The sequence below is a fragment of the Sphingobium fuliginis genome (assembly GCF_015074805.1).
In the GTDB taxonomy this organism is placed as follows: domain Bacteria; phylum Pseudomonadota; class Alphaproteobacteria; order Sphingomonadales; family Sphingomonadaceae; genus Sphingobium; species Sphingobium fuliginis.
In genome coordinates this window covers 1,096,598-1,120,201 of the sequence record NZ_CP060036.1, presented here as the reverse complement: position 1 = coordinate 1,120,201, position 23,604 = coordinate 1,096,598, and the positions used below count along the sequence as shown (strand labels likewise).

Sequence of the window (23,604 nt, the reverse complement as noted above, 5' to 3'; positions counted from 1 at the left end):
GGATCGCCATTCTGGCGGAGGCCAACTATCATTTCTAATGATTTGTTTTTTGCTTTAGCCAAAAGCCATGTCTATTAATCGCATTGGCCTCTTCCATCTGGAAACCCTGCTCTGGATCGACCGGCTCGGCACATTCGCTGCGGCGGCGGAGCGGTTGAACACCACCCAGCCGGCAATTTCGGCGCGGGTAAGGGAACTGGAGAGCCATCTGGGCGCCCGCCTGTTCCGCCGCGAAGGCCGGACCATGTCCTTCACCCCCGCCGGGCGGCAACTGGTGCGCGATTGCGGGCCTCTCTGGAGCGATCTGCAGAGCATGCTGCTGCGCTGCGGCGGATTGGCGGAAGCGAGCGGCGTGGTCCGCATCGGCGCAGGCGAAATCGCCGCGGCAAGCTGCCTTCCGGACTTCGTGTCGCAATTGAAGGGGGCGATGCCGCATGTCAGCCTGGAACTGGAAATCGACCTGACCGCCAACCTGATCCAGCAATTGCTGGTCGGGCGCGCCGATATTTCCTTCGCGGCCGGGCCCATCGCGCATCCGGCGCTCCAGTCGCATCCCATCGGCGGGGTGAGCCTGGTCTGGCTCGCCAGTCCCGCCATTGCCGCGTCATTCCACAGCGATGCGGGGGACCGCACCATTCCGATCTGGTCGCTGGCCAGCCATTCCCCGATCTATGGGCGGATGCGCGACGCGATCGCCGCTTCGCAGATCGCCCGTAAATCGCTCAACCTGTGCAACAATGCGCGGATGATGATCGACATCGCCAAGGCGGGTGGCGGGATCGGCATCTTCCCGGAACCCATGGCCCGCGCCGACCTGATGAGCGGAGCCCTCGTGAAACTGGAGGGCATGCCGGCCCTGTCGCCCATTGAGTTCCATGTGGCCAAGCGTATTTCGGACAATGATCCGGTGATCGCCGCCATTTTCGAGCAGGCGAGCGCGCTGCGGCTGGGGCCGGAGGGCGAGGGCTGACCGCTGCCGAGACGGGCTTCAGGAACCCAGCGCCTGATTGGGATCGACGGTCCTTATGCTGCCGGGCATGTCGCGGCTTTCGGCCGGAGTGGCGGCGGCCGGGCCGCCCGGAGCCACGCCCGATCCCAGGGAAACCTCCTTGTCGACATAGACCTCGAACAGCGTGCCGGCGGGCAGCTTGACGTCCTTTCCGCGGACGATCACCGCCAGCGGCAGGAAGACGATGCCCGCGCCCACCGCGCCCAGGGTGCCGGACTTGCCCTGGGAATTGCGCTGGCCGCGCACCGGCACGTCCATCCCGCCCGCCCTGACCGTGCTGACCTTGATGTCGAGCTTGCCCGATCGGCCGAGCAGGCCATTGTCCCTGACGCGGCTCACTTCCCCCACCGCCGGGCTGCCGGCGGGGATGAGCGTCACGCCGCCGATCGTCACCGGCTTGGCCACGGCCAGTTCGATCCTGTCGCCGACGCGGGCGGATTTGGAGGAAATCTCCTGCCGGGTTTCCAGTTGGATGGCCATGCCTTCGGGAAGGATCGTCGATTGGGCAAGGGCGGGACCGGCGCTCGCCGCCAGCAGCAGGGGGATGGCAGAGCGCATCGGCAATGACAGGCGAATCATCGGTCCATCCTCTCCGCTTCGGCGGCCACGCCCCCGACCGGCATGCAATTTACGCTTCCGGGGCCAGGGCATCAAGGAACGAGTCGGACCTGGCGCGGGCGAACGGCGCAGCCATCGCCGCGACGACCTTCGGCTGTGCCGACCGTCAGCCAGAGCGCCGCGTTCAATCGGGCGCAGGTCGCGCCTTCGCGCGGATGCCGATGTGGGAGACGGTCGGGCGGACGCCGGCCGATCCCGGCCCTCAGGGTTTCGCCTGTCGGGTCGAACCGCGTTCCACCCTGTCAGGACGAACTCAGGCGGATGCCCTTTGCCCGGACGGCGCGAACGCCTGCGCCAGCGGTCCCGCCATGCCCAGCACCGTCAATTCCCCGTCCATCAGCATCCTGCCGGCCTGCTTGCGCTGCACCTTGCCGCTGGTCGTGCGGGGGATCGCGCTGGCGGGCACCATCACCAGATCGGTGATGGCCAGTTCCAGCCGCTCCATGGCCGTGGCGCGCAGCCGGGCGGCAAGGTCCTGGAGTTTCTCGTCCGACAGGGACCGGGCGTCGTCGCGCTTCATCTCCGCGATCAGGACGATATGCTGCGCATCGCCCATCTCGATCTCCACGGCGGCGGCGCTTGCCTGTCCCACCGTGCCGGAAAGTTCCGACCAGATCTGCTCGACATCGCTAGGCGCATGGTTGCGGCCCCGGACGATGATCAGGTCCTTGAGGCGGCTGACGATGAAAAATCCATCGGCCGTGGAAAAGCCGAGATCGCCGGTGCGCAGGAACGGCCCGCCTTCGTCCAGCCGGCCGAAGCTCGCCTCCGTCGCGGCGGGATTGTCGATATAGCCGGCGGTGATGTGCGGGCCGCGCAGCCAGATTTCGCCCACCGCGCCATCGGGCAGCGCCTCGCCGGTTTCGGGATCGACGATCCGCGCCTCCGCCCCGGCCATGGCGGGGCCGCAGCAGGCGAGGTCCAGCACGGCGTCCCCGCCGGCGCTCTCCACCGCCCGACCTGCCGCGAGAGCGCGGCTGTCGTAGCTCTTGACGATGGGGTCGCTCCGGGGCGGAACCGCGATGGTCACGAGGGTGGATTCAGCCAGTCCATAGCAGGGCAGGAAGGCGCGCCTGTCGAAACCGGCATCGGCAAAGCATTCGGCAAAGCGGTCGAGCGTGGCGGGCCGCACCCGCTCCGCCCCGTTGAACGCGACGCGCCAGCCCGACAGGTCGAGACCGTCCGGCATGCCCCGCCGCGTGGCATGGTCGACGCAGAGGTCGTAGCCGAAATTGGGCCCGCCGCTGGTATGCGCGCGATAACGGGAAATGAGTTGCAGCCAGGACATTGGCCTGTTGATGAACGCGGCGGGCGAGGTGATCACGCAGGTCGAGCCCAGGAACAGCGGTTGCAGGATGTTCCCGAACAGCCCCTGATCGTGATAATGCGGCACCCAGCCGACGAAATGGGAATCCCGGTCGTGGCCGAAGGCGGCGCGGATCATCGTCTCATTGGCGATGATGTTGCCATGGCTGATCATCACCCCCTTCGGGTTCGACGTTGTGCCGGAGGTGAACTGGAGCACGGCGAGCCGGTCCGGCGCGAGCGCCAGCGGCGAGAAGGCGTGCGATTCCGCCGCGAGCGCGGCAAATTCCAGATAGCGCACCGGGCCGGCGGACAGGGCGGCGGACAGTTCCTCCCCGAACAGGCCGGCCATGCCGTCGTCCAGCAGGATGCAGTCGGGCCGGATGTCGTCCAGCATGTTCAGGATATTCCGAAGCCGCGCTTTGCGCCGGCCGACCGGGGCGAGCGGAATGGCGACGCCGCCGACCGCGAGGCAGGCAAGCAGCGCGAGCGCGAAGTCGGTCCCCGCCGAGAAGAGGAGGGCGATCCGGGGACCGGCCAGCCCCCCCGCCGCCAACCCCCCCGCCGCCAAGGCGCCGGCAAGCTGCCCGACCTGCGCCGCCACCTGCGCATAGGTCAGGCTGCTCTGCGGACCGTCGCCCTGGTCGAATATCAGCGCCGGCCGGTCCGGGACGCTGTTCCCATGGTCCAGTACGATGTCGACGATCGACCGGCTGAAGTCTATCTGCATCTTTTTTGCGAACCCGATGCTTTGGAGCCTTTTCACATGGAGCGAAAACGCCCAGTCCTTTGATGCCGCATGGTCCCGGTCGCCAGGCGATTCCGCCCGCTGGCCGGGATATTCTGGTCATTCCGTCGCGAAGGCTATCCGGAGCAGGCCGATCTTCCGCATGCGGAAACCGGCGGCCGACATGCGCAGATAACGGGAATATTTCTCGACCGGATGGATGGCCGGATCCACCACCCCGCTGCGGACCGCGCCGCGCAGCCGGTTACTCCACATCTCGCAGGTGCGCGCATAGTCCAGCCCGTCGTCGCGCAGCCGCTCGACGCGGAACAGACCCTTGCAGGCGACCACGATGTCCTCCAGCGTCGGCAGTTCCGCCGCCGGGAAGATCTCGTTCGCAATGAAGGGATTGGCGTCCTCCGGCGACATCCTGCCATAGGCGATGGTCTGGAGCGACAGACGGCCCTTCCCTTCCATCCAGTCGCGGCAGGCCTGGAAGAATTCGCGGTACACGCCGCGGCGCTCGTCCACGCTCTGCTGCGGATGGGCGAAATGCTCGAACGCGCCGACGGAGATGATCGCATCGAACGGCCTGTCGGGACGATAGTCGTGCCAGTTGGAAAGGACCGCGCCGATGCCGGGATCGCCCGATTGCTCGATATAGGCGAGCTGTTCCTCGCTCAGCGTCAGGCCGACGCATTCGGCGGCGCCATGCCTGCGCCGCAGGTTGCGCATCATGCCGCCCCAGCCGCAACCGACGTCCAATATGCGCATGCCCTCGCCGGCGCCGACCGATTCCGCATGATAGTCGAGCTTGCGCTGCTGCGCCTCCTCCAGCGGGGCGTCCTTGGGCAGGCCGTCCCACATCGCGCTGGAATAGGTCATGCTGGGGTCGAGCCACGCCGAATAGAAGTCGTTGCCGACATCATAATGGTGGCGGATGGCGGCGGCCGATCCGCCAAATTCGATCTGTTCGTCCTGGATCATGGCCGGACGCCGCCCTGCTGCGCCGCCATGTCGCTGACCGCCGCGGCGATGCCCGTCGCCGCGTCGCGGATCGCCTCCGCCTCGAACAACAGTTCCAGCGGCAGTTCGTCGGGCAGGTTCAGCCAGTTCTCCAGCTCCACCATCAGCGAGATCGCCTTGGCGGAATCGATCCCGAAACTGTCGAACGGCGCATCGGGAGAGACGGCGGCGGGCGCCACATTCACGATTTCAGCGATGCGGGCAATGATCCAGCTTTCGATTTCCTCTGCCGATGCCTGTCGAATAAGGTCGGAATTCATCAATGTCCCCCTGAAGCCGAACGGGTCGCCCCGAATCTGCCATAATAGACGTCCGCCCCGGTCGTGGCGGACGGGTGTGTGACGGAACCGATCTCCGGCTGGGCGGCGATCTTCTGCAGTTCCGGATGCTCGCGCGCCAGCCGGGCCGCCGCGACGTGCACATTCTCCTCCTCCGGAAGAAGCTGGTCGATGGTGATGTGCGAAGGCCGGGGCAGGCCCCACATCTGGCGCATCTCGTCGAGCGCGGCCTGCGACACCTCCACCTCATAGGCGACGGCCTCCCCCTGGCCATAGTCCATGGCGGAACCGAGCAGGGTCAGCTTCCAGCCGACGCCGTAGCAGAAGCTGAGCATGCGGACATCGGTGAAGCCCACGCAACGGTCGATCCCGGCCTCATAGGCCAGTTCCAGCGGCGCGATCATGCACGCGGCCTTCCGTCGCAGATTGTGGCGGCGCATGCCCCGCTCAATGCAGAATCCGCGGCTCAGTTCCCAGGTGCGCCCGTCGTCGATGGGGCGGATGCCGGCGGGCAGGACATGCGAAAAATGATCGAGCAGCATGGAACAGTCGTCGGTGGGGCGGAAACGCAGCCCCATGACGACCCGGTTCTCGGTCGAAAAGCCTATGATGTTGCTCGCGCGCGCATCATCATATTCGTCATATTCCAATCCGTCCTCGACCCTGAGATCCCAGCCGAGCTGGTTGACGAACACCTCCGCGCGGGCCTGGTGCAAATCTCTGATCTCGTCCTGGTACAGTGCGGAATTGTTCTTCGAAATCAGATGAATCAAATCCGTTCGTCCCCCGCATGCAGCGGCAGCGCCTGTAACATATTATACAGGGGAGGTCATCGGAAAGTTGCAGGGTGCAATCCATGTTCCCCGCAAAAAACCCGGTCGATAAAGGGGGTTCAGGCGGCCTGCTTCTGCCGGGCGCGCTGGACATGCACCTTCACCGCCTGGACGGAGCGGTCGAGTGCCTCGGCAATGTCGAGGTCGCACCACCCGGCCTGCCGCTGGTCGAGGCAGAACAGCTCGGTCTCGGTCAGGGCGGACGCGGCCAGATCGTCGCGCGCGTCGAGCAGGGCGATGCCCCGGCACAGGTAGAGCGTCGCCATGGCGTGCAGGTTCGCGCGTTCCTCCGGGCTTTCCAGCATGCTCAGCAGGCGGATCTCAACCTCATATTGCCGTTCGTCCCAGCCGGTGATCGGAAAGCAGATCTGCGGCAGGACCTCCGGCTGTGCGATCGGCCCGCACCAGCCGGTCTCACCGAACAGGAAGCGCCGCTCCCCATCGCCGACAGCGTAGCAGGCATGGCTCGCCGCCTGAAGGCCCAGGGCCTGGCTGAAGCGGGTGACGAGGCTCTCGATGCTGAGCGTGCTGTCGACCCCCGCGTTGAAATCGGCGGCGGTGGTCGAACTTCCGGCGCGAAGCTGGGTGCTGGGGATATATTCGCTCATGGTTCCTCACGCGGCATATGCCTGCCGTCATGCCGCGTCAGGTCTTAAAAGCGGGTTAAGCGTGCCTTCCTGCCGCCTGATTCCTGTTTGCGGCGGAACGAGCGTTCGCCGGGTTGCGGGGCCGCCGGCCGCAGAGCGCAAGCTCGTCCGATCCGGAGCCGGACGCAGGAAGAGTTTAACCAGCGGTTTACCAAGTCCGCCTATGATCGGCGGATTGAAAAGATATAGCGGGTTTCGTGGGCGATGACGAATTTTGGGTACAGGCGGCGATGGAAGTGGGCACTTCTGGTTTCCGCGACGATCGAACTGGCAGCTTCCGGCACGGCCCGGGCGCAGGCCCCGGCCGATGCGGACATGCGCGCCGACATCACGGTGACGGCGCGCAAGGTGCCGGAACCGCTGCTGAAGGCGCCGCTGGCGGTCACCAGCATTTCGGGCGATTCGATCGTGGCGGCGGGGTTGCAGACCATCACCGACCTGACCCGCATGGCCCCCAATGTCGACATCGGCGGGGGCATTGCAGGCCAGTTGCAGGGGCAGATCTCGATCCGCGGCATCTCCACCCTGGTCCGCAATATCGGGCTGGAAACCGGCGTCGGCATCTATGTGGACGATGTCTATGTCGGCCGGCCGGAAAATTTCGTCCAGCATCTTCTGGATGTCGACCGGGTGGAAATCGTGCGCGGCCCGCAAGGGACGGAATATGGCAAGAACACCATCGCCGGCGTCGTCAACGTCCAGACGAAGCAGCCCGACGCCGATCCCGGCGCCTCCATCCGGCTGGACGCGGGCAATTACGATTACAGGCGGGGCGAGGCGGTGCTGGGCACGCGCCTCAACGAACGGCTTTCGGTGCGCGGCGCGGTGGCCTATGCCCGGCAGGACGGCTTCTACAAGCATCTGTCCGGCGGCAGGGATGCGGGATCGACCGACCTGCTGACCTGGCGGCTGTCGGCCAAATATGCGCCGACCGACCAACTGTCCTTCATCGCCCGGTGGGAGGGGCTGCGCGACCGCGGCACGCCCGCCTTCTTCCAGGCGGACGCGCTGGCCGGCTATCCGGCGGATTTCCCTTCGCGGGAGCCGCTGCACATCAACAACAACCGGCCCAACCGGTTGCACCGCGACAGCCAGGGCATTTCGCTGAGGACGGAATGGGCATCGGACGCGATCACGCTGACGGCCATCACCGCCTATCGCGATTCCTCCTATCATGCCTCGCTGGACGACGATCAGGAGCAGGTCGACTTCGTCTCCGCGGACAATTTCAGCGACGATTCCCATTTCTTCAGCCAGGAACTGCGGCTGGCGGGCGGCACCGGCAAGCTGCGCTATCTGCTGGGCGCCTATTATTTCGACCAGATGGTGCGCACCGACCGGGGCCTGGGTCTGGGCGCCGATACGGGCGTGCCGGGCGAACCGATGCTGACCACCAAGGGCAGCGTCAAGACGGAGAGCGGGGCGCTGTTCGGGCGGCTCGACTATGAACTGACCGATCGCCTGTCGCTTTCCGCCGGCCTGCGCTACACCAGGGAGAAGAAGCGCGCCCATTTCGTCCAGGATGACGCCAGCGGGACGGGTATCTTCACCTATCTGGGCTTCCCGAACCTCACCTTCGACGGCCGGTCGACCGATGACGACCTGTCGCCCAGCGCGACCATTTCCTATGAGGTCGTGCCGGACGCCAATGTCTATGCGCGCTTCTCCCGCGGCTTCAAGAGCGCGGCTTACAATGTCGACCTCGCCTCTTCGCTGGGCGGGCTGACCGCCAGCCCGGAAAAGGCGACCAGCTATGAGGTCGGCTTCAAGATGCTGACGCTGGACCGGCGGATGCGGCTGAACCTTGCCGCGTTCCACACCGATTACGACCGGTTGCAGGTGTCGCAGGTGCTGGGCAGCGGGCTGGCGCTCACCAATGCCGGCCGCGCGCAGGTGGAGGGCGTGGAAGGCGAGCTGTCGCTGCAACTGACGTCCCGGCTGCGGCTGGAGGGGAATGCCGCCATTCTGGACGCACATTATAAGAGGTTCGACAATTGCGGCGTTCCCGCATCGGTCATTCCCTCTGTCGGCAGCCCCAGCACCGACTGCACCGGCAACGACCTGGTCCTGGCGCCCCATTTCACCGGCTATGGCGCCGTCAGCTATGAGGTTCCGGTGCGGATCGGCACGATCTTCGCCCGCGCGGATGTGGATCACCGGTCGACCGTCTATTTCGAGCCGACCAATTCGGACGCCTTCAAGGCCGGGCCGCGCACGCTGGTCAACCTGCGTTTCGGCCTGCGTCGCGGGCAGTGGGACATCGCCGCCTGGGTCCAGAACCTGACCGACAGGATCTACAAGACCTATGCCGACGACCGGTCCGGTCTGGGCGTGTACCGAACGGCGGCATACGGGCCGCCGCGCACCTATGGCGTCAGCCTTTCGGCGGCATTTTAGGACGTTGCGCTTGGGCGTGCTGGCTATGGCCCATATGGCGGCCATTAAGGAAATCTTAGCCAGCAAATGGTGAAACCTTCTTAAGGGCCGCGGCGCCGGGACAGCAGGAGTAGAATGGCGGACCAGATTTCATCGCGGTCACCTGATGAATTTCAAGGCAGGCAGGACCCGATGGATGGCGACCAGCAGATACTGGCGTCGGCAGGGGTCTTGCGGTGGTCGGTTGACGGGGATGGGCTATGCCATCCCGATGCCGCCACCGCGAGCCGTTTCGGCGTGCGGGACGGCCAGCCGCTGCTTCGCTGGTTCCGCGGCGTGCACCGGATCTTTCGCAAGCCCGTGCTCCAGCTTGCCCGCGCCGTTCTGCGCATGGGCAGGGCCGAAGCGACGCTGACGCTGGAGGATCGTGAAGGCGTCATGAGGAATATGCGTGTCGTCGCGCGCATCCGTCGTGACGGGGCGGGCCGGCCGGCGGCCGACCTGGTGATGATCGACGTCACGACCGAACATGCCGAAATCGGACGGCTGCGCCGCAGCACGGAAAATCTGCGCCTGATCGTCGAATATAATCCTCAGCTTCCCTGGCTGGCCGATCCCGACGGCCGGATCATCGACTTCACCGATCGCTGGCTGGAAAGTTCCGGCCTGGACCGGGAGGAGGCGGAGGGCAATGGCTGGCTTGCGGCGACGCATCCGGATGACATCGGCCCGCTGACCCACCGGATCACCCATTCGCTGACCACCGGCGAGCCCTTCGACGTGCGCGTGCGGCTGATGGTCAACGACCAGTATCGCTGGATGCGGGCGCAGGCCTATCCCCGGCGCGACGAGGAAGGCCGGATCATCCGCTGGTACGGCTATACCGAGGACATCCATGAAAGCGTGCTGATCGAGGAGCAGATACGCTGGAACGCCGAGCATGATTCGCTGACGCAACTGCCCAACCGGGCGATGTTCAACGCCTGCCTGGACAAGGCGCTGGCGAGCGCCATGACCGACTTCAAGAAGGTCGGCGTCTTCCTGCTCGACATCGACAATTTCAAGGACGTCAACGACCTGATGGGCCATCATGCCGGTGACGAGCTGTTGAAGAGCTTTGCCTCCCGCCTCAAGGAAATCTTCGCCGGCGACGGGGTGGTGGCGCGGCTGGGCGGCGACGAGTTCGCCATATTGATCGAGAATGTCGAAAGCCGACAGCAGCTTGCCGATCTCGCCAATCGCGTCCTCACCATTCGGGAGACGCTGTTCGCCGCCGGGCGCTCGCTCGAATGCCGCGGCAGCATCGGCGTGGCCGCATTCCCCGAGGATGGCCGGGTCGCGACGGAACTGCTGCGCCATGCCGACCTGGCGCTTTATCGCGCCAAGTCGCTGGGCCGGGGGCGCATGCAGATGTTCGAGCAGTCGCTGCTGGAGGACATGCAGGAGCGCGTGGCCATGATCAACCGGGCGCGGACCGCCGTGCGCGACGGCACGATCATCAGCTATTATCAGCCCAAGGTGTCGTTGCAGACGGGCGAACTGGTCGGGTTCGAAGCGCTGCTGCGGTGGCGCGACAGTTGCGGCACCATCCGCTCGCCCGCCGAAATCTACGCGGCGTTCGACGATCATGACGTCGCCGACATGATCGGCCAGACGATGACCAGCCAGGTGTTCGCCGACATGGCCGCATGGCGCGCGCGCGGGCTGACGCTGGGGCATGTCGCCATCAACGTGTCCTCGGCCGAATTGCGGCGGGAACGCTTTGCCGGACGCTTGATCGAGACCATGGACCGCTTCTCCATCGCGCCCGATTCCATAGAGATCGAGATCACCGAAGGGGTGTTCCTGGGCGCGGGGTCGGACACGGTGCGCCGTTCCATCGACGAACTGCACATGTGCAACATCCCGCTGGCGCTGGACGATTTCGGGACCGGCTTCGCCTCGCTTTCCCATTTGCGGTCGCTGCCCGTCAGCACGCTGAAGATCGACCGTTCCTTCGTCAGCGGCGTGACGGCGCGCGAAAGCGATGCCGCCATCGTTTCCGCGCTGATCACGCTGGGCCGCGCGCTCAACATGAAGGTGGTGGCGGAAGGCGTCGAGGAAGCGGACCAGTCGGTCAAGCTGCGCGAACTGGGCTGCGACTATGCCCAGGGTTTCTATTTCGGCCGCCCCGCGCCGTCGGAGAATATTCCCGCGCTGATCCAGTCGTGGAGCGAGAATAGCGCCATCATCACCCTGAACCGGCGGGCCGCGCCCTGGTCTCCGCGCGGGATGCGCGGGGAAGGCCGCGCGGACTCGCTGACCGCCTGAGGGAAGACCGGATCCCGGTCAGGTGAGGCGCAGCGACGTGATGCGGCTTCAATCCGCTCGCGCCTGGAGCACGCTGCGCCAGATCGGACGCGGGTCGCGTGCTCCAGCTTTCTGTTGTCCGATCCTTTCAGGCGGAAAACCGGTTCCCGCCCGTCGGCAGGCTCAGGGCAGCTTTTCCGCACGATTGGCTCTAGCCGTTGACGATGGTGCCCCCATTGGGATGCAGCACCTGCCCCGACATGTAGCTGGCGTCATCGCAGGCGAGGAAGAGGAAGGACGGGGCGACTTCATTGGGCTGGCCCGGCCTGCCCATGGGCGTGCTTTCCCCGAAATGCTCCAGCTTTTCCGGACTTGCCCCGCCGCTGGGGTTGAGCGGGGTCCAGATCGGACCCGGCGCGACGGCGTTCACCCTGATGCCGTCCCCCACCAGATTTTCGGACAGCGACCGGGTGAAGGCGGTGATCGCCCCCTTGGTGCTGGAATAGTCGAGCAGTTCCTTCGACCCCTGATACATGGTGACGGAGGTGCAGTTGACGATCGCCGCCCCGAGCTTCAGATGCGGGCGGACCGCCTGCGTCAGGAAGAACATGGCGAAGATGTTGGTCTGGAAGGTGCGGCGCAGCTGTTCCTCGCTGATGTCGGTGATGTCGCTGTCCGGGTGCTGCTCGCCCGCATTGTTGACGAGGATGTCGATCCGCCCGAACTGCTCGACCACCTGCGCCACGGCCCGCTGGCAGAAGTCCCGGTCGCCCAGGTCGCCCGCGATCGTGAGCGCCCGCCGCCCTTCCGCCCTAACGATCCCGGCGGTCTTTTCCGCGTCGTCATGTTCGCAGAGGTAGAAGATCGCGACATCGGCCCCTTCGCGGGCATAGAGCGCCGCGACCGCCCGCCCGATTCCGCTGTCGGCGCCGGTGACGATCGCCACCTTGCCCGCCAGCCGGCCGGAGCCGGGATAGCGCGGTTCCCATTCGGGCTTGGGCTCCAGCCGGCTTTCATGGCCGGGCAGGCCATCCTCATGGATCATCTCTTCGGTATCGGGCATCGCAAATCTCCTTTCCCCGAAGAACACATTGCCTGCTGGGGAGTTCATTGGCTGGAGCCCGGTTCGGCGCGTGGATGGGGCGGATGGAGACATGCGATGGTTCTGAAAGCCCTGGCCCTCAACTGCAGCCTCAAGGCGGGGGACGGCGAATCCAGCTCGACCGACGCGATGATCGCGGTGCTGGCGAAGGCCCTTGCCGCCCATGATGTCGAACTCACCGGCACGGTGCGGGTCGCGGCGCTCGACATCAGGCCCGGCGTGACGTCCGATGAAGGAGAGGGCGACGCCTGGCCGGCGTTGCGCCGCAGGATATTGGACCATGACATAGTGATCTTCGGCGGCCCGATCTGGCTGGGGCAGATCAGCAGCGTCGCCAAGCGGGTGCTGGAACGCATGGACGCCTTTCTGGGCGAGGCAGACGAGCGGGGCCGCATGCCGAGCTATGGCAAGGTTGCGGTCGCGGCGATTGTCGGCAATGAAGACGGGGCGCATTTTTCGACCGCGCAATGGTTTCAGGCGCTGAACGATGTCGGCTGGACGATTCCGGCCACGGCCGCCTGCTATTGGGTGGGGGAAGCTATGGGCTCGATCGATTTCAAGGATCTGGGGGAGGTGCCGGAGAAGGTGGAGAAGACCGCGAAGATGGTGGCGGGCAATGCGGCGCATCTGGCCGGCCTGCTCCGGTCCTCCCCCTATCCGGGCTGAACCCAGGTGGCGAAAACCGGCCGCGTCGCGCACATCCGGGAAAATATCGTCCTTTACGGCGCGCTGCTGGCCAATATCGGCATTGCGGTCGCCAAGTTCGTCGCCTCGGCCCTGACCGGCTCCTCCTCCATGCTGACGGAGGGGGTGCATTCGATGGTCGACAGCGGCAACCAGTTGCTGCTGCTCTATGGTCAGGCCAGGGCGAAGAAGCCCGCCGACGCCGCCCATCCCTTCGGCTATGGGCGGGAGCTGTATTTCTGGGCCTTCGTCGTCGCCATCCTGATCTTCGCGGTCGGCGCGGGCGTATCCATTTATGAAGGCTGGCTCCATATTCGGCAGCCGGAGCCGCTGCGCGACCCCGCCGTCAACTACATCGTCCTGGCCATCGCCTTCCTGATGGAGGGCGCATCCTGGACCATCGCCGTGCGGGAATTCGGACGCAAGCGCGGCCCCAGCAGTTGGTGGCAATCGATCCGCCGGTCGAAGGACCCGGCCGGCTTCATCGTCCTGTTCGAGGACAGCGCCGCGCTGATCGGGCTGATCGTGGCGGCCATCGGCGTCTGGGCCAGCCATTATTTCGGCAATGCGCGGCTGGACGGCGTCGCCTCCATCGTCATCGGGCTGGTGCTGGGCGCGGTGGCGGTGCTGCTGGCGCGGGAGGCCAAGGGCCTGCTTATCGGGGAGAGCGCCGACCGGGCCATCATCGACGCGGTCTGGGCGCTGCTCGACCGGCGGCCGGAGATCACCGCCGTCAATCACATCCGCACCATCCACACCGCGCCCGACGCGGTGTTCGTGGCGATCAGCGCCGATTTCGCCGACGATCTGCGCATGGGCCGGGCCGAAAGCCTGATCGAGGAGATGGAAAGCGAGATGAAGCGGGCGATTCCCGAACTCACCTCCATCTATATCCGTCCGGAAAAGCGGGAGGACGCCCTGGTCCAGCCGCGCGCTTCCGCCTGACGGCCGGCCCGCCCCGCCTGTTCGCGGCCTTCCACGTCCATATTCCGTCAATTGGCCCCTTGACCATCTGATGACGATCGTCATCTAACGCCGGTCGATCGATCCGGGAGGAAGGCCTTCATGCTGTCAGCGACTCTCGCCCGCCAAATGGGCACGCGGCAAATCCATTATGGATGGGCCGTGCTGGCCGCGACCTTCTTCACCATGCTGGTCGTCGCCGGCGCCGTGGGCGCGCCCGGCGTGTTCATCATCCCCCTGCAAAAGGAATTCGGCTGGAGTTCGGCGGATATTTCCGGGGCGCTGGCGATCCGTTTCCTGCTGTTCGGCGGGATGGGCCCGTTCGCCGCCGCCTTCATGAACCGCTTCGGCGTGCGGCGGATGATGCTGATCTCGCTGTCCATCATCGTCGGCGGACTGCTGCTGTCGATGGGCATGACCCGATTGTGGCATCTCGTCCTGCTGTGGGGCGTCGTCATCGGCATCGGCACCGGGCTCACCGCCATGGTGCTGGGCGCCACCGTCGCCACGCGCTGGTTCGCGCACAGGCGCGGGCTGGTCATGGGGCTGCTGTCGGCCAGCACCGCCACGGGTCAGCTGGCCTTCCTGCCGCTGCTCGCCGCGCTGACGGAGCGGTTCGGCTGGCGCGCCTCGGTCCTGCTGGTGTGCGGCGCGATCCTGCTGGCGGCGATGGTCGTGCTGCTGCTGATGCGCGACCGTCCCGCCGACCTCGGCCTGCCGCCCTATGGCGAGAGCGAGGTGCATCCCGCCCCGCCGCAGCCCGCCAGCTTCGGCGCCCTGTTGATGAGCCCGCTCCGCATCTTGGCCGATGCCGCGCGGGTGCCCAGCTTCTGGATATTGTTCTTTTCCTTCTACATCTGCGGCGCCAGCACCAACGGGCTGGTCCAGACGCATTTCATCGCGCTTTGCGGCGACTATGGGCTGGCGGCGGTGGGCGCGGCGTCGATGCTGGCGATGATGGGGCTGTTCGATTTCGCGGGCACGCTGGCGTCGGGCTGGCTGTCGGACCGGTTCGACAATCGCTGGCTGCTGTTCTGGTATTATGGGCTGCGCGGCCTTTCGCTGCTCTATCTGCCGTTTAGCGACTTCTCGTTCTACAGCCTGTCGGTCTTCGCGATGTTCTACGGCCTCGACTGGGTCGCGACCGTGCCGCCGACGGTCAAGCTGACGGCGCAGCGTTTCGGACCGGAGCGGGCCAATGTCGTGTTCGGCTGGATCTTCGCCGGGCATCAGCTCGGCGCGGCGAGCGCGGCGCTGGCGGGCGGCCTTTCGCGCACCGTCTGGCAAAGCTATATGCCCGCCTTCGTCGCGGCGGGGATATTGTGCCTGATCGGGGCGGGGCTGGTGCTGCTGATCAATCGCGGGCGGAGCAAGACCTTCGTCCTCGCCTGACCGGCTGTGTGGAGAGGCTTGGATGCTGCAAGGAAAAATCGCCCTCGTCACCGGAGCCGGACGCGGCCTGGGACGCGAGATCGCGCTGGGCCTGGCCGGGGCCGGCGCGCATGTCCTGCTCCATGGCCGAAATGTCGAGCAGCTTGAGGCGACCGCCGCCGCCATCGCCGCCTCGGGCGGGACGAGCGCGCCGCTGATCTTCGACCTGCAGGATGGCGAAGCGCTGCGGGCGGCGCTCGGCCCCTGCGGCCCGATCGACATATTGGTCAACAATGCAGGCCATCGCGACCGCAGGCCGCTTGGAGAACTGGACCGGCCCGCGGTGCGGCGGATGCTGGAGGTCAATCTGGTCGCGCCCTTCGACCTCGCCCGCACCATCGCGGCCGGGATGAAGGAGGGCGGGCGGATCGTCAACGTCACGTCCATCGCGGGCCAGATCGCCCGGTCCGGCGACGCGGCCTACACCATGGCGAAGGGCGGGCTGGACGCGCTGACGCGGGCGCTGGCGGCGGAACTGGGCAGTCGCGGCATCACCGTGAACGCCGTCGCCCCCGGCTATTTCGCGACCGAGGCCAATGAGGAGATGACCGCCGACCCCGCCATAGCGGATCACCTCGCCCGCCGCACGTCGCTGGGGCGATGGGGCCGGCCGGAGGAGATTGTCGGCCCGGTTCTGTTCCTGGCGTCAGACGCGGCATCCTACGTCACCGGACAGGTGCTGGCGGTGGACGGCGGCTACACCGCCCACTTCTGAAGCGATTCAGGCGGCCAACCCCCGCATCCGCAGCAGCGCGTCGACCTCCGGCGCGCGCCCGGCGAAAGCCCGGAAATTCTCGGCGGCGGGGCGGCTCGCCCCGGCGGCAAGGATTTCACGCCGGAAAGCGGTCGCCCCGCCGCCCGGAATGTCGGCATGGGCGAAAATCTCGAACGCGTCGGCCGACAGCAGTTCCGCCCAGAGATAGGAATAATAGCCCGCCGCATAGCCGCCCGCGAAGATATGGCTGAACGCATGGGCAAAGCGGTTCCATTCCGGCGGATGCACCACGGCCACCGCCTTGCGCACCTGATCCAGCACGGCGTTGACCCGCGCGCCCTGTGCCGGGTCATAGTCGCGGTGGAGCAGCAGGTCGAAGGTCGCGAATTCGATCTGCCGCAATATGGCAAGGCCCGCCTGGAACTGGCGCGCCGCCAGCAGCCGGTCGAACATCGCCTGCGGCAGCGGCTCGCCGCTGTCGACATGGCCGGACAGGCCGATCAGCGTGTCCCCGTCCCAGGCGAAATTCTCCATGAACTGGCTGGGCAGTTCCACCGCGTCCCATTCCACGCCGCTGATGCCGCCGATCGACGGCAGGTCCACCTCGGTCAGCAGGTGATGCAGCACATGGCCGAATTCGTGGAACAGCGTCACCACGTCATTATGCGTCGCCAGCGAAGGCCGGTCGCCCGCGGGCGGCGCGAAATTGGTGGTGAGGTAGGCGATGGGCAGATGCAGCCGGTCGGCATCGCGGAAGCGCGAACGGCACACGTCCATCCACGCCCCGCCCCTTTTGCCCGCCCGCGCGAACAGGTCGAGATAGACGCCCGCCACCACGCTGTCGTCCGCGTCCAGCACGTCGTAGAACAGCACGTCCGGATGCCAGGTCGGCACGCCCTGCCGGGCGACGAGGCGGACGCCGAACAGCCGCTCGATCAGCGCCTGCGTTCCCGCAAGCACGCGGGGCAGGGGAAAATAGGCCTTCAGCGCCTCCTGATCCACGCCATGCAGCGTGCGGCGCATTGCTTCGGCCACATAGGAAAGGTCCCATGGCTGCACATCGTCCAGCTCCAGATGCTCGGCCGCGAAGGCGCGCGCCTCCGCCAGTTCGCGTTCCCCGACCGGCCGCGCCCGCCGGGCGAGGTCGGCCAGGAACGCCAGCGCTTCGTCCGCGTCGGCGGCCATCTTGGTCTCCAGCGAATGGGCGGCGGAATCGGCAAAGCCCAATATCTGCGCGGCTTCATGACGCAGCGCCATGATCGCGTCGATCCGTTCGCTATTGTCGTGGCTCCTGTCCCCCGCCTGATCGGAGGCGCGGCTGTTGTAGGCGCGATAGACCCGCTCCCGCAGCGCCCGGTCCTGCGCATGATAGAGGATCGCCAGCACGCTCGGCTGGCGCAGCGTGATCAGCCAGCCGGTCAGCCCCTTTTCCTGCGCATAGGCGGCCAGGATCGCCCTGTCGCTGTCCGGAACGCCCGCCAGCGCCGCCTCGTCGGTGACATGCTCGCTCCAGGCCTCGGTGGCGTCGAGCACCGCATTGCCGAATTTGGTGCTGAGGTCGCTCAACTCCACACCGATGTCCAGGAAACGCTGCCGCGCCTCACCCTCCAGCGCGACGCCCGCCAGACGGAAGCCACGCAGGGCGAGATCGACGGCCCGCTGCGCGGCGGGCGGCAGGCTGGCGAAATCGGGGCGGGCGGCGAGGCGGGCGACGGCATCGTGATGGGCCCGGTTCTGGCCCGCCTCCATCAGATAGGCGGTCATCAGCGCCTGCGCTGCGGCGTGCGCTTCCCGCAATTCGGGCGTGTCAGCGACGGAGGCGAGATGCCCCACCGGCGACCAGACCCGCGACAGCAGGAAATCGGCGCGCTCGGCGGCCAGGATGACCGCGTCGAAATCATCCTTCCCGCTGGCGGTGATCCCTTCGATGGCCGCGCGGTGGGCCGCGATCGCTTCCTCCATGGCGGGGACGACATGGGCAGGCCGGATGGCGGCGAAATCGGGCAGGTCGCTGTCGGCAAGAAGGGGATTGGCGGTGGTCATGGCTACTCGTGGCTTGCGGGCCTCCGTGGCAGGAGGAACAGCCTCTAATTGGGCGCGGGCGAGCGGCTGTTCAAGCGTTTCCGGTCAGGCGAGCGTCAGATAGATTTCCGCTTCGATGACCCAGTCCGCGCCGACCTGCCGCCATTTGGCGCTGTAGGTGCCGGATGCGAGGGGACGGTCCGAACCGGCGGTCACGCCCTGCCATCGGCCATGCTCCATCGCGATGGGTTCGACCGGCGAGGCGACGATATGCTCCGGCGTGCGGGTGTAGACGGTGCGCTCCGCTGCGGCGAATTCCCGCTTCCACGCCTGAAGCTGCGCCTTGCGGCCGGAGATCACCGTGCTGTCCGATCCGGCGACGAGCATGGCCTGGGGCGCGAGCAGGGGGCCGATGGCATTCAGGTCCGCCTCCGCCAGGGCGCGGTTGAAATCGGCGCGGCGCATGCGGATGGCAAGGTCGGGGGGTGTCGTCATCGGGCGGCTTTAGGATTCTTGACCGGAAATGGCCAGTTTAAGACATTCCCCTCCCGCAGGCGGGAGGGGTTAGGGGTGGGTGCGAGCGCAGCGAGCTTCCAGCTTAGCCGTTGAAAACTCACGCTGATGCCGCGCCAGCCCACCCCCTAGCCCCCTCCCGCCTGCGGGAGGGGGAATGTCCGCAATCCACCCCGGAAAACCGCTCAAATCCGCATCTGGTTCATCAGTCCCAGCGTCGCGGCATAATAGTCCTGATCGGCGGCGGCGGCCGGCAGGTTGCGGTTCAGCAGGCGTCCGGCGATGGCGGTGGCGCCGGCGGAGAGCGCATAGGGCGCGGTTTCGCCCGTGACCACATTCACCCAGGCGGGCAGCGGCCTGCCCGCGCGCACGAGGGCGAGCCAATAGCGCGCGATCGAGTCGCAAGCGCTCCGCCGCCCGCTCATCAGGCAGTAGAGCGGCACGCGGATGCCTTCGAAGCCGAAGACCGGATCGCGTCCCTCCGCCGGTTCGACCACGCCCTTGCCCTTGATGTCGAGCCAGTCGGCGGGAAGGCCGGAGGGGCCGAAGCGCGCGGCCTTCAGGATCTTCAGCCCATCGGCGGCCAACGGACCCCAGACGCGCGGTTCCAGCCGGGCGAAGGCGTCGATCGCCGGCCAGACATAATAAGAGGGGTTGACGATCACTCGATCCGCCTTGGCGAAGCCGACAAGGCCGGGCAGCAGCAGGGTGAAGCCGTGGCGCTGCACGATCAGCTTCTGCGCGACCGCGCCCCGGACCGCTGCCGACTGCTGCAGATAATCCGCCTTGCCCCAGCGGCGACCCGCCATCAGCAGCGCCCAGGCGATCAGCAGGTCGCCGTCGGTCGCATTGTTGGGATCGGCCACCGGATCGGCGCGGCCGGGCGTGTAGCGCCAGCTATGCAGCGCCATGTCCTTGCGCAACAGCGTCTGGGCGGTCCAGCGCGCCATGACGTCGAAGGCCGCGCTGTCGCCCGCCGCCTGCGCCAGCGCCATGCCATAGCCCTGACCCTCGCTATGGCTGACGCCGCCATTGCCATTGTCGACGATCCGGCCTTCTGGCGCCAGGAAGCGGGCCTTGTAGCCCTGCCAGAGCGCGGGATCGAGCATCAGGCCGTCCATGGATTTGGCGGAGGACTTGGCGCGGGCGCAGCCGGTCGTCAGGGCAAAGGCGAGGGCGGTCAGGACCGTCCGCCGTTCAAATCCCATGACGCAGTTCGATATGCCCGCCCTGGCTGCGTGAAATCCGGGTGCTGAGCCGTTCGCCGCTGCCCATCTGCCGGAACCATGCGTCATAGGCTCCCTCCAGGATGAAGGGGGCGACTCCGGCCCATATGCCGTCGGCATCACCCTCCAGCCTTTCGGGCAGGCCGTCATGGAAGATGTCGATTCCTTCATCGTCCAGTTCGAATCGGACGCTGCCCCAATGCAGCCTGTCCCAGACCATGTTGCCGTGCTGGGTCAGCCTGTCCATATCCTTGGCATTGACGATCGGATGGCTTTTGGCAAGCCGCGCGCCGACCGCGCGGAAAAAGCCCTGCATCTGTTCCGCCGTGGCGGCGGAGGCGATTTCGCCGAGGATCAGGCTGACGAAGCGCTGTGCAGCCTCCCCGCCGGATGCGAGCATGGCGATGTCCTGATTGCCCGCCATCGGGAAATCCTTCACGAACAACATCAATTGCCTCCGATATTCTGCTTGAGCCCGATCAGTGTCTTGAACTCCTTATATTCACCGAAAGTGTTGATATTCAGTTCCCCGCCCAGCCGCGTGTTCGGGCTGACCCGATAGGAAATCGCGCCGGCCGCCGACAGGCCGAAGCCGGTCTTGCTGATGCTGTCATAACGGGAACGGACGTCGCTGTTCTGGCTCTTGAGGAAATCCAGCACGCCCTGCGCGCCCGGCTCCGTCGGATAGACGGGCTCACCCTGCTGATCGTAGCTCTGATAGCCGGGCGCGACGCTGGCCTGGATGCTCATCGGGCCGTCATTCGTCCAGTAACGGATCGGGAAATTGACGCTGAGGAAGCTCTGCGGGCTGAAATAGCCGCCATGGCCGTAGGTGAAGTAATTCTGGTTGTTGTCGTAATTCTGGTAATTGACGTTGAAGCCCACGGAAACGCCCGAGCGCGCATTCTGCCACGCCCGCAAATAGCCGCCGGCATTGATCTCCACGCTGTCATTGTCGCGCACCGCCGTGCCGTCATAATGATAGAAGGAGCCGTCGGCATAGACGCCATTGCCGTTGCGGTCATAGGACAGGGACAGGCCGCCGCCGCTCTTCATCACAGCGCCCCAGAAGGCGCCGGTGCGTGGGTCGTCCGTGCCAGCATAGGCGATGATGCTGTCGGTCACGGGCTTGCGGTCGGCCCAGATGCGGGCGGTGGCGTTGGTGGACAGGCGGGGCGTCACCTCGATCCTGCCGGTGACATGCTCCTTGGGGAAACCCAGCGGCGTGACGCCCGCTTCCAGCTTCAGCAGCTTGCTGACATAGCTGGCGGTGACGGCGACGCCTGACTGATGCTGCGTTTCGGCGCTGGTGAGCTGGGACGGCTGCTCGTCCACGATCCCCTGCGCCTCGGGCGTGGCGTTGGTGCCGAAGCGGGCGAGGCCCGACCCGGTCGGGCGGCCCGAATCCAGCACGACCGCCGTTGCCTTGACGCCGACCCGGCCCCCCGCGACGGGTGCGGAGAGGGAAGCGCTGCCAGTCATTTCGCGCAATTTGCTGAGGCCCGTTTCGCCCGAGCGCGACCGATAGCCTGTGTCGACGTCGACGCGCGGGCCGCTTTCGTCGGCCGATTGCTGCAATTGCTGGTCGATCTCCGCCAGCACCGGATCTGCGGGGACGTTCGTTACGCCGCTGTTCCGATCGGCATAGGCCTGATCGGCATAGACCGGGTTGCCGTAGGAAGGCGCCGGGGCCGCCATTCCGGGAAAGCCGGCGGGGGCGGCATAGCCCGGCGCGGGCGGGTAGGCGGGCATGGCAGCCGGGGCGGGCACGCCAAAGCCTGACCCCACGGGCGGCTGAGGGGCAAAGCCCATGGGCGGCGCATAGGGCGCCGACAGGGCCGCGGGATTGCTGCCGAGCGCGAACGGATTGACCGGCTGCGGCGCGACCATGGCGCGGAAGGGGTTGGCCGATTGGGGCGCCGCCGCGAAGGGATTGCCGTTCGCCATGACGGCGCCAGGCGCCATGCCGGTTTCGCGCATGTAGAGCGCCCGGGCGGTCTTGAGGTAACGCGCCGCGTCCCCGTCATTGCCGCGCGTGCGGGCCATGCGGGCGGCTGCCATATAGACCCGGTAATCGGCCGGATGCATCTGGATCGCCTGCTGGGTGACGGCGCGCGCCGTTTCCATGTCGCCCGATGCGCTGGCCGTGTCGATTAGGCCCACCATCGCGTCGCGATCCGCCGGCTTCTGCGCCAGCAGCATGCGGAAGGTCTGCGCCGCCTGCGCGTTGAGGCCGCCCGATTGGTACAGCCGCGCCAGGGCGGAAAGGATTTCCTCATTGCCCGGCGCATCGTTCCATGCCGCCTGCAACATGTCGAAGGCCGGGGCGAACTGCCCCGCCTGCCGCATCCGGTCCGCCTGCGCGGCCGCCAGCGTCGCCTTCAGATTGCCGAGGCTGCGCTGGCCCTGAAGCGAGGGGCCGGCCAGCGCCGACGCCTTCTGCACGGCGCTCATGGCGATGCCGTCCTGTCCGGTTTGCGCCAGCACCCGCACCGCCGCGTCATAGGCGCCGGCATCATTGGCGGGGGCGTCCAGCGCCTGCGCCGCCAGCTGGCCCGCGCCGCGCGCATCGCCCAGTTCCAGCATGCCCTGCGCCAGCGCCCCCATGCGGTCGGCGGACAGGCCGCGCATCTCCGACGCCTGGCGCAACATGGCGAGCCCCTGGCCCTGCGCGCCCCGTGCCCCAGCGGCCTTCGCCTGGGCGATGGTGGCGGATATGCCGAGGCCGGCGATGAAGTTGCGCATCTCCGCCGTGCGCTGCCCTTCCGGAATGCGCGCGGCGACGGCCTGCGCATCGCCGGTGCGTCCCGCGCGGTCCAGGATCAGCGCGGCGGCGTAAAGCGGTTCGGGCTTGTCGGAATAGGAAAGCTGGCGGACCAGCGCGTCCTGCTCCGCCACGCGGCCCTGCTGCTGAAGCAGCCCGGCAAGATCGTAGGCGACCCAGGGATCGTCGGGCGCATTGCCCATGGCGGCGCGCAGCAACTGTTCGGCGCGGGCGCTGTCCCCTGCGTCCAGGGCGGCGCGCGCCTCGTTGCGGGTGGCGCTGGCCTGGGCCGTGGCGGCTCCAGCGCCGGCCTTGCCCAACTGGCGGTAGAGTTCGGCCGCCTCATTATAGCGGCCCTGCCGTTCATAGACGCTGGCCAGCACCGATACCGCAGGCCCCTTGTCGCGAAAGTCCGACTGGCTGAGCGCGGTGGCGAGCCGCTCCGCCTGCGCGAGGTCGCCCTTGTCGAGCGCCGTCCGGGCGGAGTCCAAATCGGCATAGAAGCGCGCCGACTGCAATGCCTCGGCCCATTTGCCCGCGCCCCCCATGCGCGAGGCGCGGGTCAGCAGGTCGCGGGCCTGCGCGAATTCGGACTTGCGCAGCCGCACGATCCCCATGCCGCCCAGCGCGTCGGCGTCGTTGGGATTGGCGGATAGCGCCGTGCGGAAGCGGGCGGCCGCGGCGTCGAGCTGTCCGGCCTCCAGCGCGCGGAAGCCGGCGGCACGGGCGTCGCCGCCCCGGTCCGTACGGGTGGGGCGCGCGGGCGCGGTGCGCGCCGGGGCGGGCGCCGCCGTCTGGGCAGGAGGGGCAGGGCGCGGGGCTTGCGCAGGCTGCGGCCTCGCCGCGGCCTTGGGCTGGGGCGCATTGCCGGCAAGGCCGCGCCGCGCTTCGGCATTGGCGGGATCGATGGCCAGCACCCGGTTATAGGCCTGTCGCGCCAGGTCGCCGCGTCCCTTGGACTGCCAGTAGCGCGCCTGCTTGAGCAGCGGGGCGACACCCTGCACCTCCGCCTGCGCCAGGGGCATCGTCGCGATGGCCAGCAGCGGCAGGCCGAGGATGGAGATCGTCTTCTTCAT

19 protein-coding genes are annotated in these 23,604 nt (G+C 67.0%); 7 read left to right on the top strand and 12 right to left on the bottom strand.

Going from position 1 to position 23,604, the window contains the following annotated elements; all coding sequences use genetic code 11:
- Window positions 1–67: 67 nt before the first annotated feature.
- The gene (locus H5V43_RS21060; protein ID WP_025549431.1) at window positions 68–970 is read left to right on the top strand and encodes a LysR family transcriptional regulator; all 903 of its coding nucleotides are present in this window, start codon (window positions 68–70) and stop codon (window positions 968–970) included.
- Between the two features lie 18 nt (window positions 971–988).
- Here H5V43_RS21060 and H5V43_RS21055 read toward each other — a convergent pair whose 3' ends face one another.
- The 6 genes from H5V43_RS21055 to H5V43_RS21030 all read right to left on the bottom strand — a co-directional run bounded on the left by H5V43_RS21055 (window position 989) and on the right by H5V43_RS21030 (window position 6,404).
- Window positions 989–1,588, bottom strand: a complete 600-nt coding sequence (locus tag H5V43_RS21055) for a hypothetical protein (protein WP_025549430.1) — start codon at window positions 1,586–1,588, stop codon at window positions 989–991.
- A 292-nt stretch (window positions 1,589–1,880) separates the two neighbouring features.
- Window positions 1,881–3,662: a fatty acyl-AMP ligase gene (locus H5V43_RS21050; protein WP_193666837.1), complete on the bottom strand. Its 1,782-nt coding sequence runs from the start codon at window positions 3,660–3,662 to the stop codon at window positions 1,881–1,883.
- Window positions 3,663–3,779: 117 nt separating this feature from the next.
- Entirely contained in the window at window positions 3,780–4,646 is an 867-nt protein-coding gene (locus H5V43_RS21045; RefSeq protein WP_025551304.1) for an SAM-dependent methyltransferase, read from the bottom strand.
- Window positions 4,643–4,945, bottom strand: a complete 303-nt coding sequence (locus tag H5V43_RS21040) for an acyl carrier protein (RefSeq protein WP_025551306.1) — start codon at window positions 4,943–4,945, stop codon at window positions 4,643–4,645. Before H5V43_RS21040 ends, H5V43_RS21045 begins: the two co-directional genes overlap by 4 nt.
- A complete protein-coding gene (locus H5V43_RS21035) occupies window positions 4,945–5,679 on the bottom strand; it encodes an acyl-homoserine-lactone synthase (RefSeq protein ID WP_244968696.1) in 735 nt (244 codons plus the stop codon). The genes H5V43_RS21040 and H5V43_RS21035 overlap by 1 nt, the downstream gene beginning before the upstream one ends.
- A 176-nt stretch (window positions 5,680–5,855) precedes the next feature.
- Window positions 5,856–6,404: a hypothetical protein gene (locus H5V43_RS21030; protein ID WP_025551310.1), complete on the bottom strand. Its 549-nt coding sequence runs from the start codon at window positions 6,402–6,404 to the stop codon at window positions 5,856–5,858.
- A 243-nt stretch (window positions 6,405–6,647) separates the two neighbouring features.
- Between H5V43_RS21030 and H5V43_RS21025 the strand changes: the two genes are divergently transcribed.
- Together H5V43_RS21025 and H5V43_RS21020 are read left to right on the top strand one after the other, a co-directional pair.
- Entirely contained in the window at window positions 6,648–8,840 is a 2,193-nt protein-coding gene (locus tag H5V43_RS21025; protein WP_065846771.1) for a TonB-dependent receptor, read from the top strand.
- A 171-nt stretch (window positions 8,841–9,011) separates the two neighbouring features.
- Window positions 9,012–11,129: a putative bifunctional diguanylate cyclase/phosphodiesterase gene (locus H5V43_RS21020; RefSeq protein WP_025551311.1), complete on the top strand. Its 2,118-nt coding sequence runs from the start codon at window positions 9,012–9,014 to the stop codon at window positions 11,127–11,129.
- Window positions 11,130–11,319: 190 nt separating this feature from the next.
- Here H5V43_RS21020 and H5V43_RS21015 read toward each other — a convergent pair whose 3' ends face one another.
- A complete protein-coding gene (locus tag H5V43_RS21015; protein WP_025551312.1) occupies window positions 11,320–12,171 on the bottom strand; it encodes a glucose 1-dehydrogenase in 852 nt (283 codons plus the stop codon).
- Window positions 12,172–12,267: 96 nt separating this feature from the next.
- Here H5V43_RS21015 and H5V43_RS21010 point away from each other — a divergent pair, with 96 nt between their 5' ends.
- From H5V43_RS21010 to H5V43_RS20995, 4 genes are all read left to right on the top strand, one after another.
- Window positions 12,268–12,876, top strand: coding sequence for a flavodoxin family protein (locus H5V43_RS21010; protein ID WP_025551314.1), 609 nt, complete (start codon window positions 12,268–12,270; stop codon window positions 12,874–12,876).
- A gap of 6 nt (window positions 12,877–12,882) precedes the next feature.
- A complete protein-coding gene (locus H5V43_RS21005) occupies window positions 12,883–13,839 on the top strand; it encodes a cation diffusion facilitator family transporter (RefSeq protein ID WP_025551316.1) in 957 nt (318 codons plus the stop codon).
- A 120-nt stretch (window positions 13,840–13,959) separates the two neighbouring features.
- On the top strand, window positions 13,960–15,249 hold the full coding sequence (locus tag H5V43_RS21000) for an MFS transporter (protein WP_025551318.1): 1,290 nt from the start codon (window positions 13,960–13,962) through the stop codon (window positions 15,247–15,249).
- Between the two features lie 22 nt (window positions 15,250–15,271).
- The gene (locus H5V43_RS20995; RefSeq protein ID WP_025551320.1) at window positions 15,272–16,003 is read left to right on the top strand and encodes an SDR family oxidoreductase; all 732 of its coding nucleotides are present in this window, start codon (window positions 15,272–15,274) and stop codon (window positions 16,001–16,003) included.
- 6 nt (window positions 16,004–16,009) lie between these two features.
- On the opposite strand, the gene H5V43_RS20990 is transcribed toward H5V43_RS20995, so the two are convergent.
- The 5 genes from H5V43_RS20990 to H5V43_RS20970 all read right to left on the bottom strand — a co-directional run bounded on the left by H5V43_RS20990 (window position 16,010) and on the right by H5V43_RS20970 (window position 23,604).
- Complete coding sequence (locus H5V43_RS20990) at window positions 16,010–18,046, bottom strand: M3 family metallopeptidase (protein WP_025551321.1); 2,037 nt, start codon at window positions 18,044–18,046, stop codon at window positions 16,010–16,012.
- Between the two features lie 84 nt (window positions 18,047–18,130).
- Window positions 18,131–18,520, bottom strand: a complete 390-nt coding sequence (locus H5V43_RS20985; RefSeq protein ID WP_025551323.1) for a nuclear transport factor 2 family protein — start codon at window positions 18,518–18,520, stop codon at window positions 18,131–18,133.
- 203 nt (window positions 18,521–18,723) lie between these two features.
- Window positions 18,724–19,746, bottom strand: coding sequence for a family 8 glycosyl hydrolase (locus tag H5V43_RS20980; RefSeq protein WP_025549998.1), 1,023 nt, complete (start codon window positions 19,744–19,746; stop codon window positions 18,724–18,726).
- Complete coding sequence (gene bcsD, locus H5V43_RS20975; RefSeq protein ID WP_025549999.1) at window positions 19,736–20,212, bottom strand: cellulose biosynthesis protein BcsD; 477 nt, start codon at window positions 20,210–20,212, stop codon at window positions 19,736–19,738. The genes H5V43_RS20980 and bcsD overlap by 11 nt, the downstream gene beginning before the upstream one ends.
- Complete coding sequence (locus tag H5V43_RS20970; RefSeq protein ID WP_025550000.1) at window positions 20,212–23,604, bottom strand: cellulose biosynthesis protein BcsC; 3,393 nt, start codon at window positions 23,602–23,604, stop codon at window positions 20,212–20,214. The genes bcsD and H5V43_RS20970 overlap by 1 nt, the downstream gene beginning before the upstream one ends.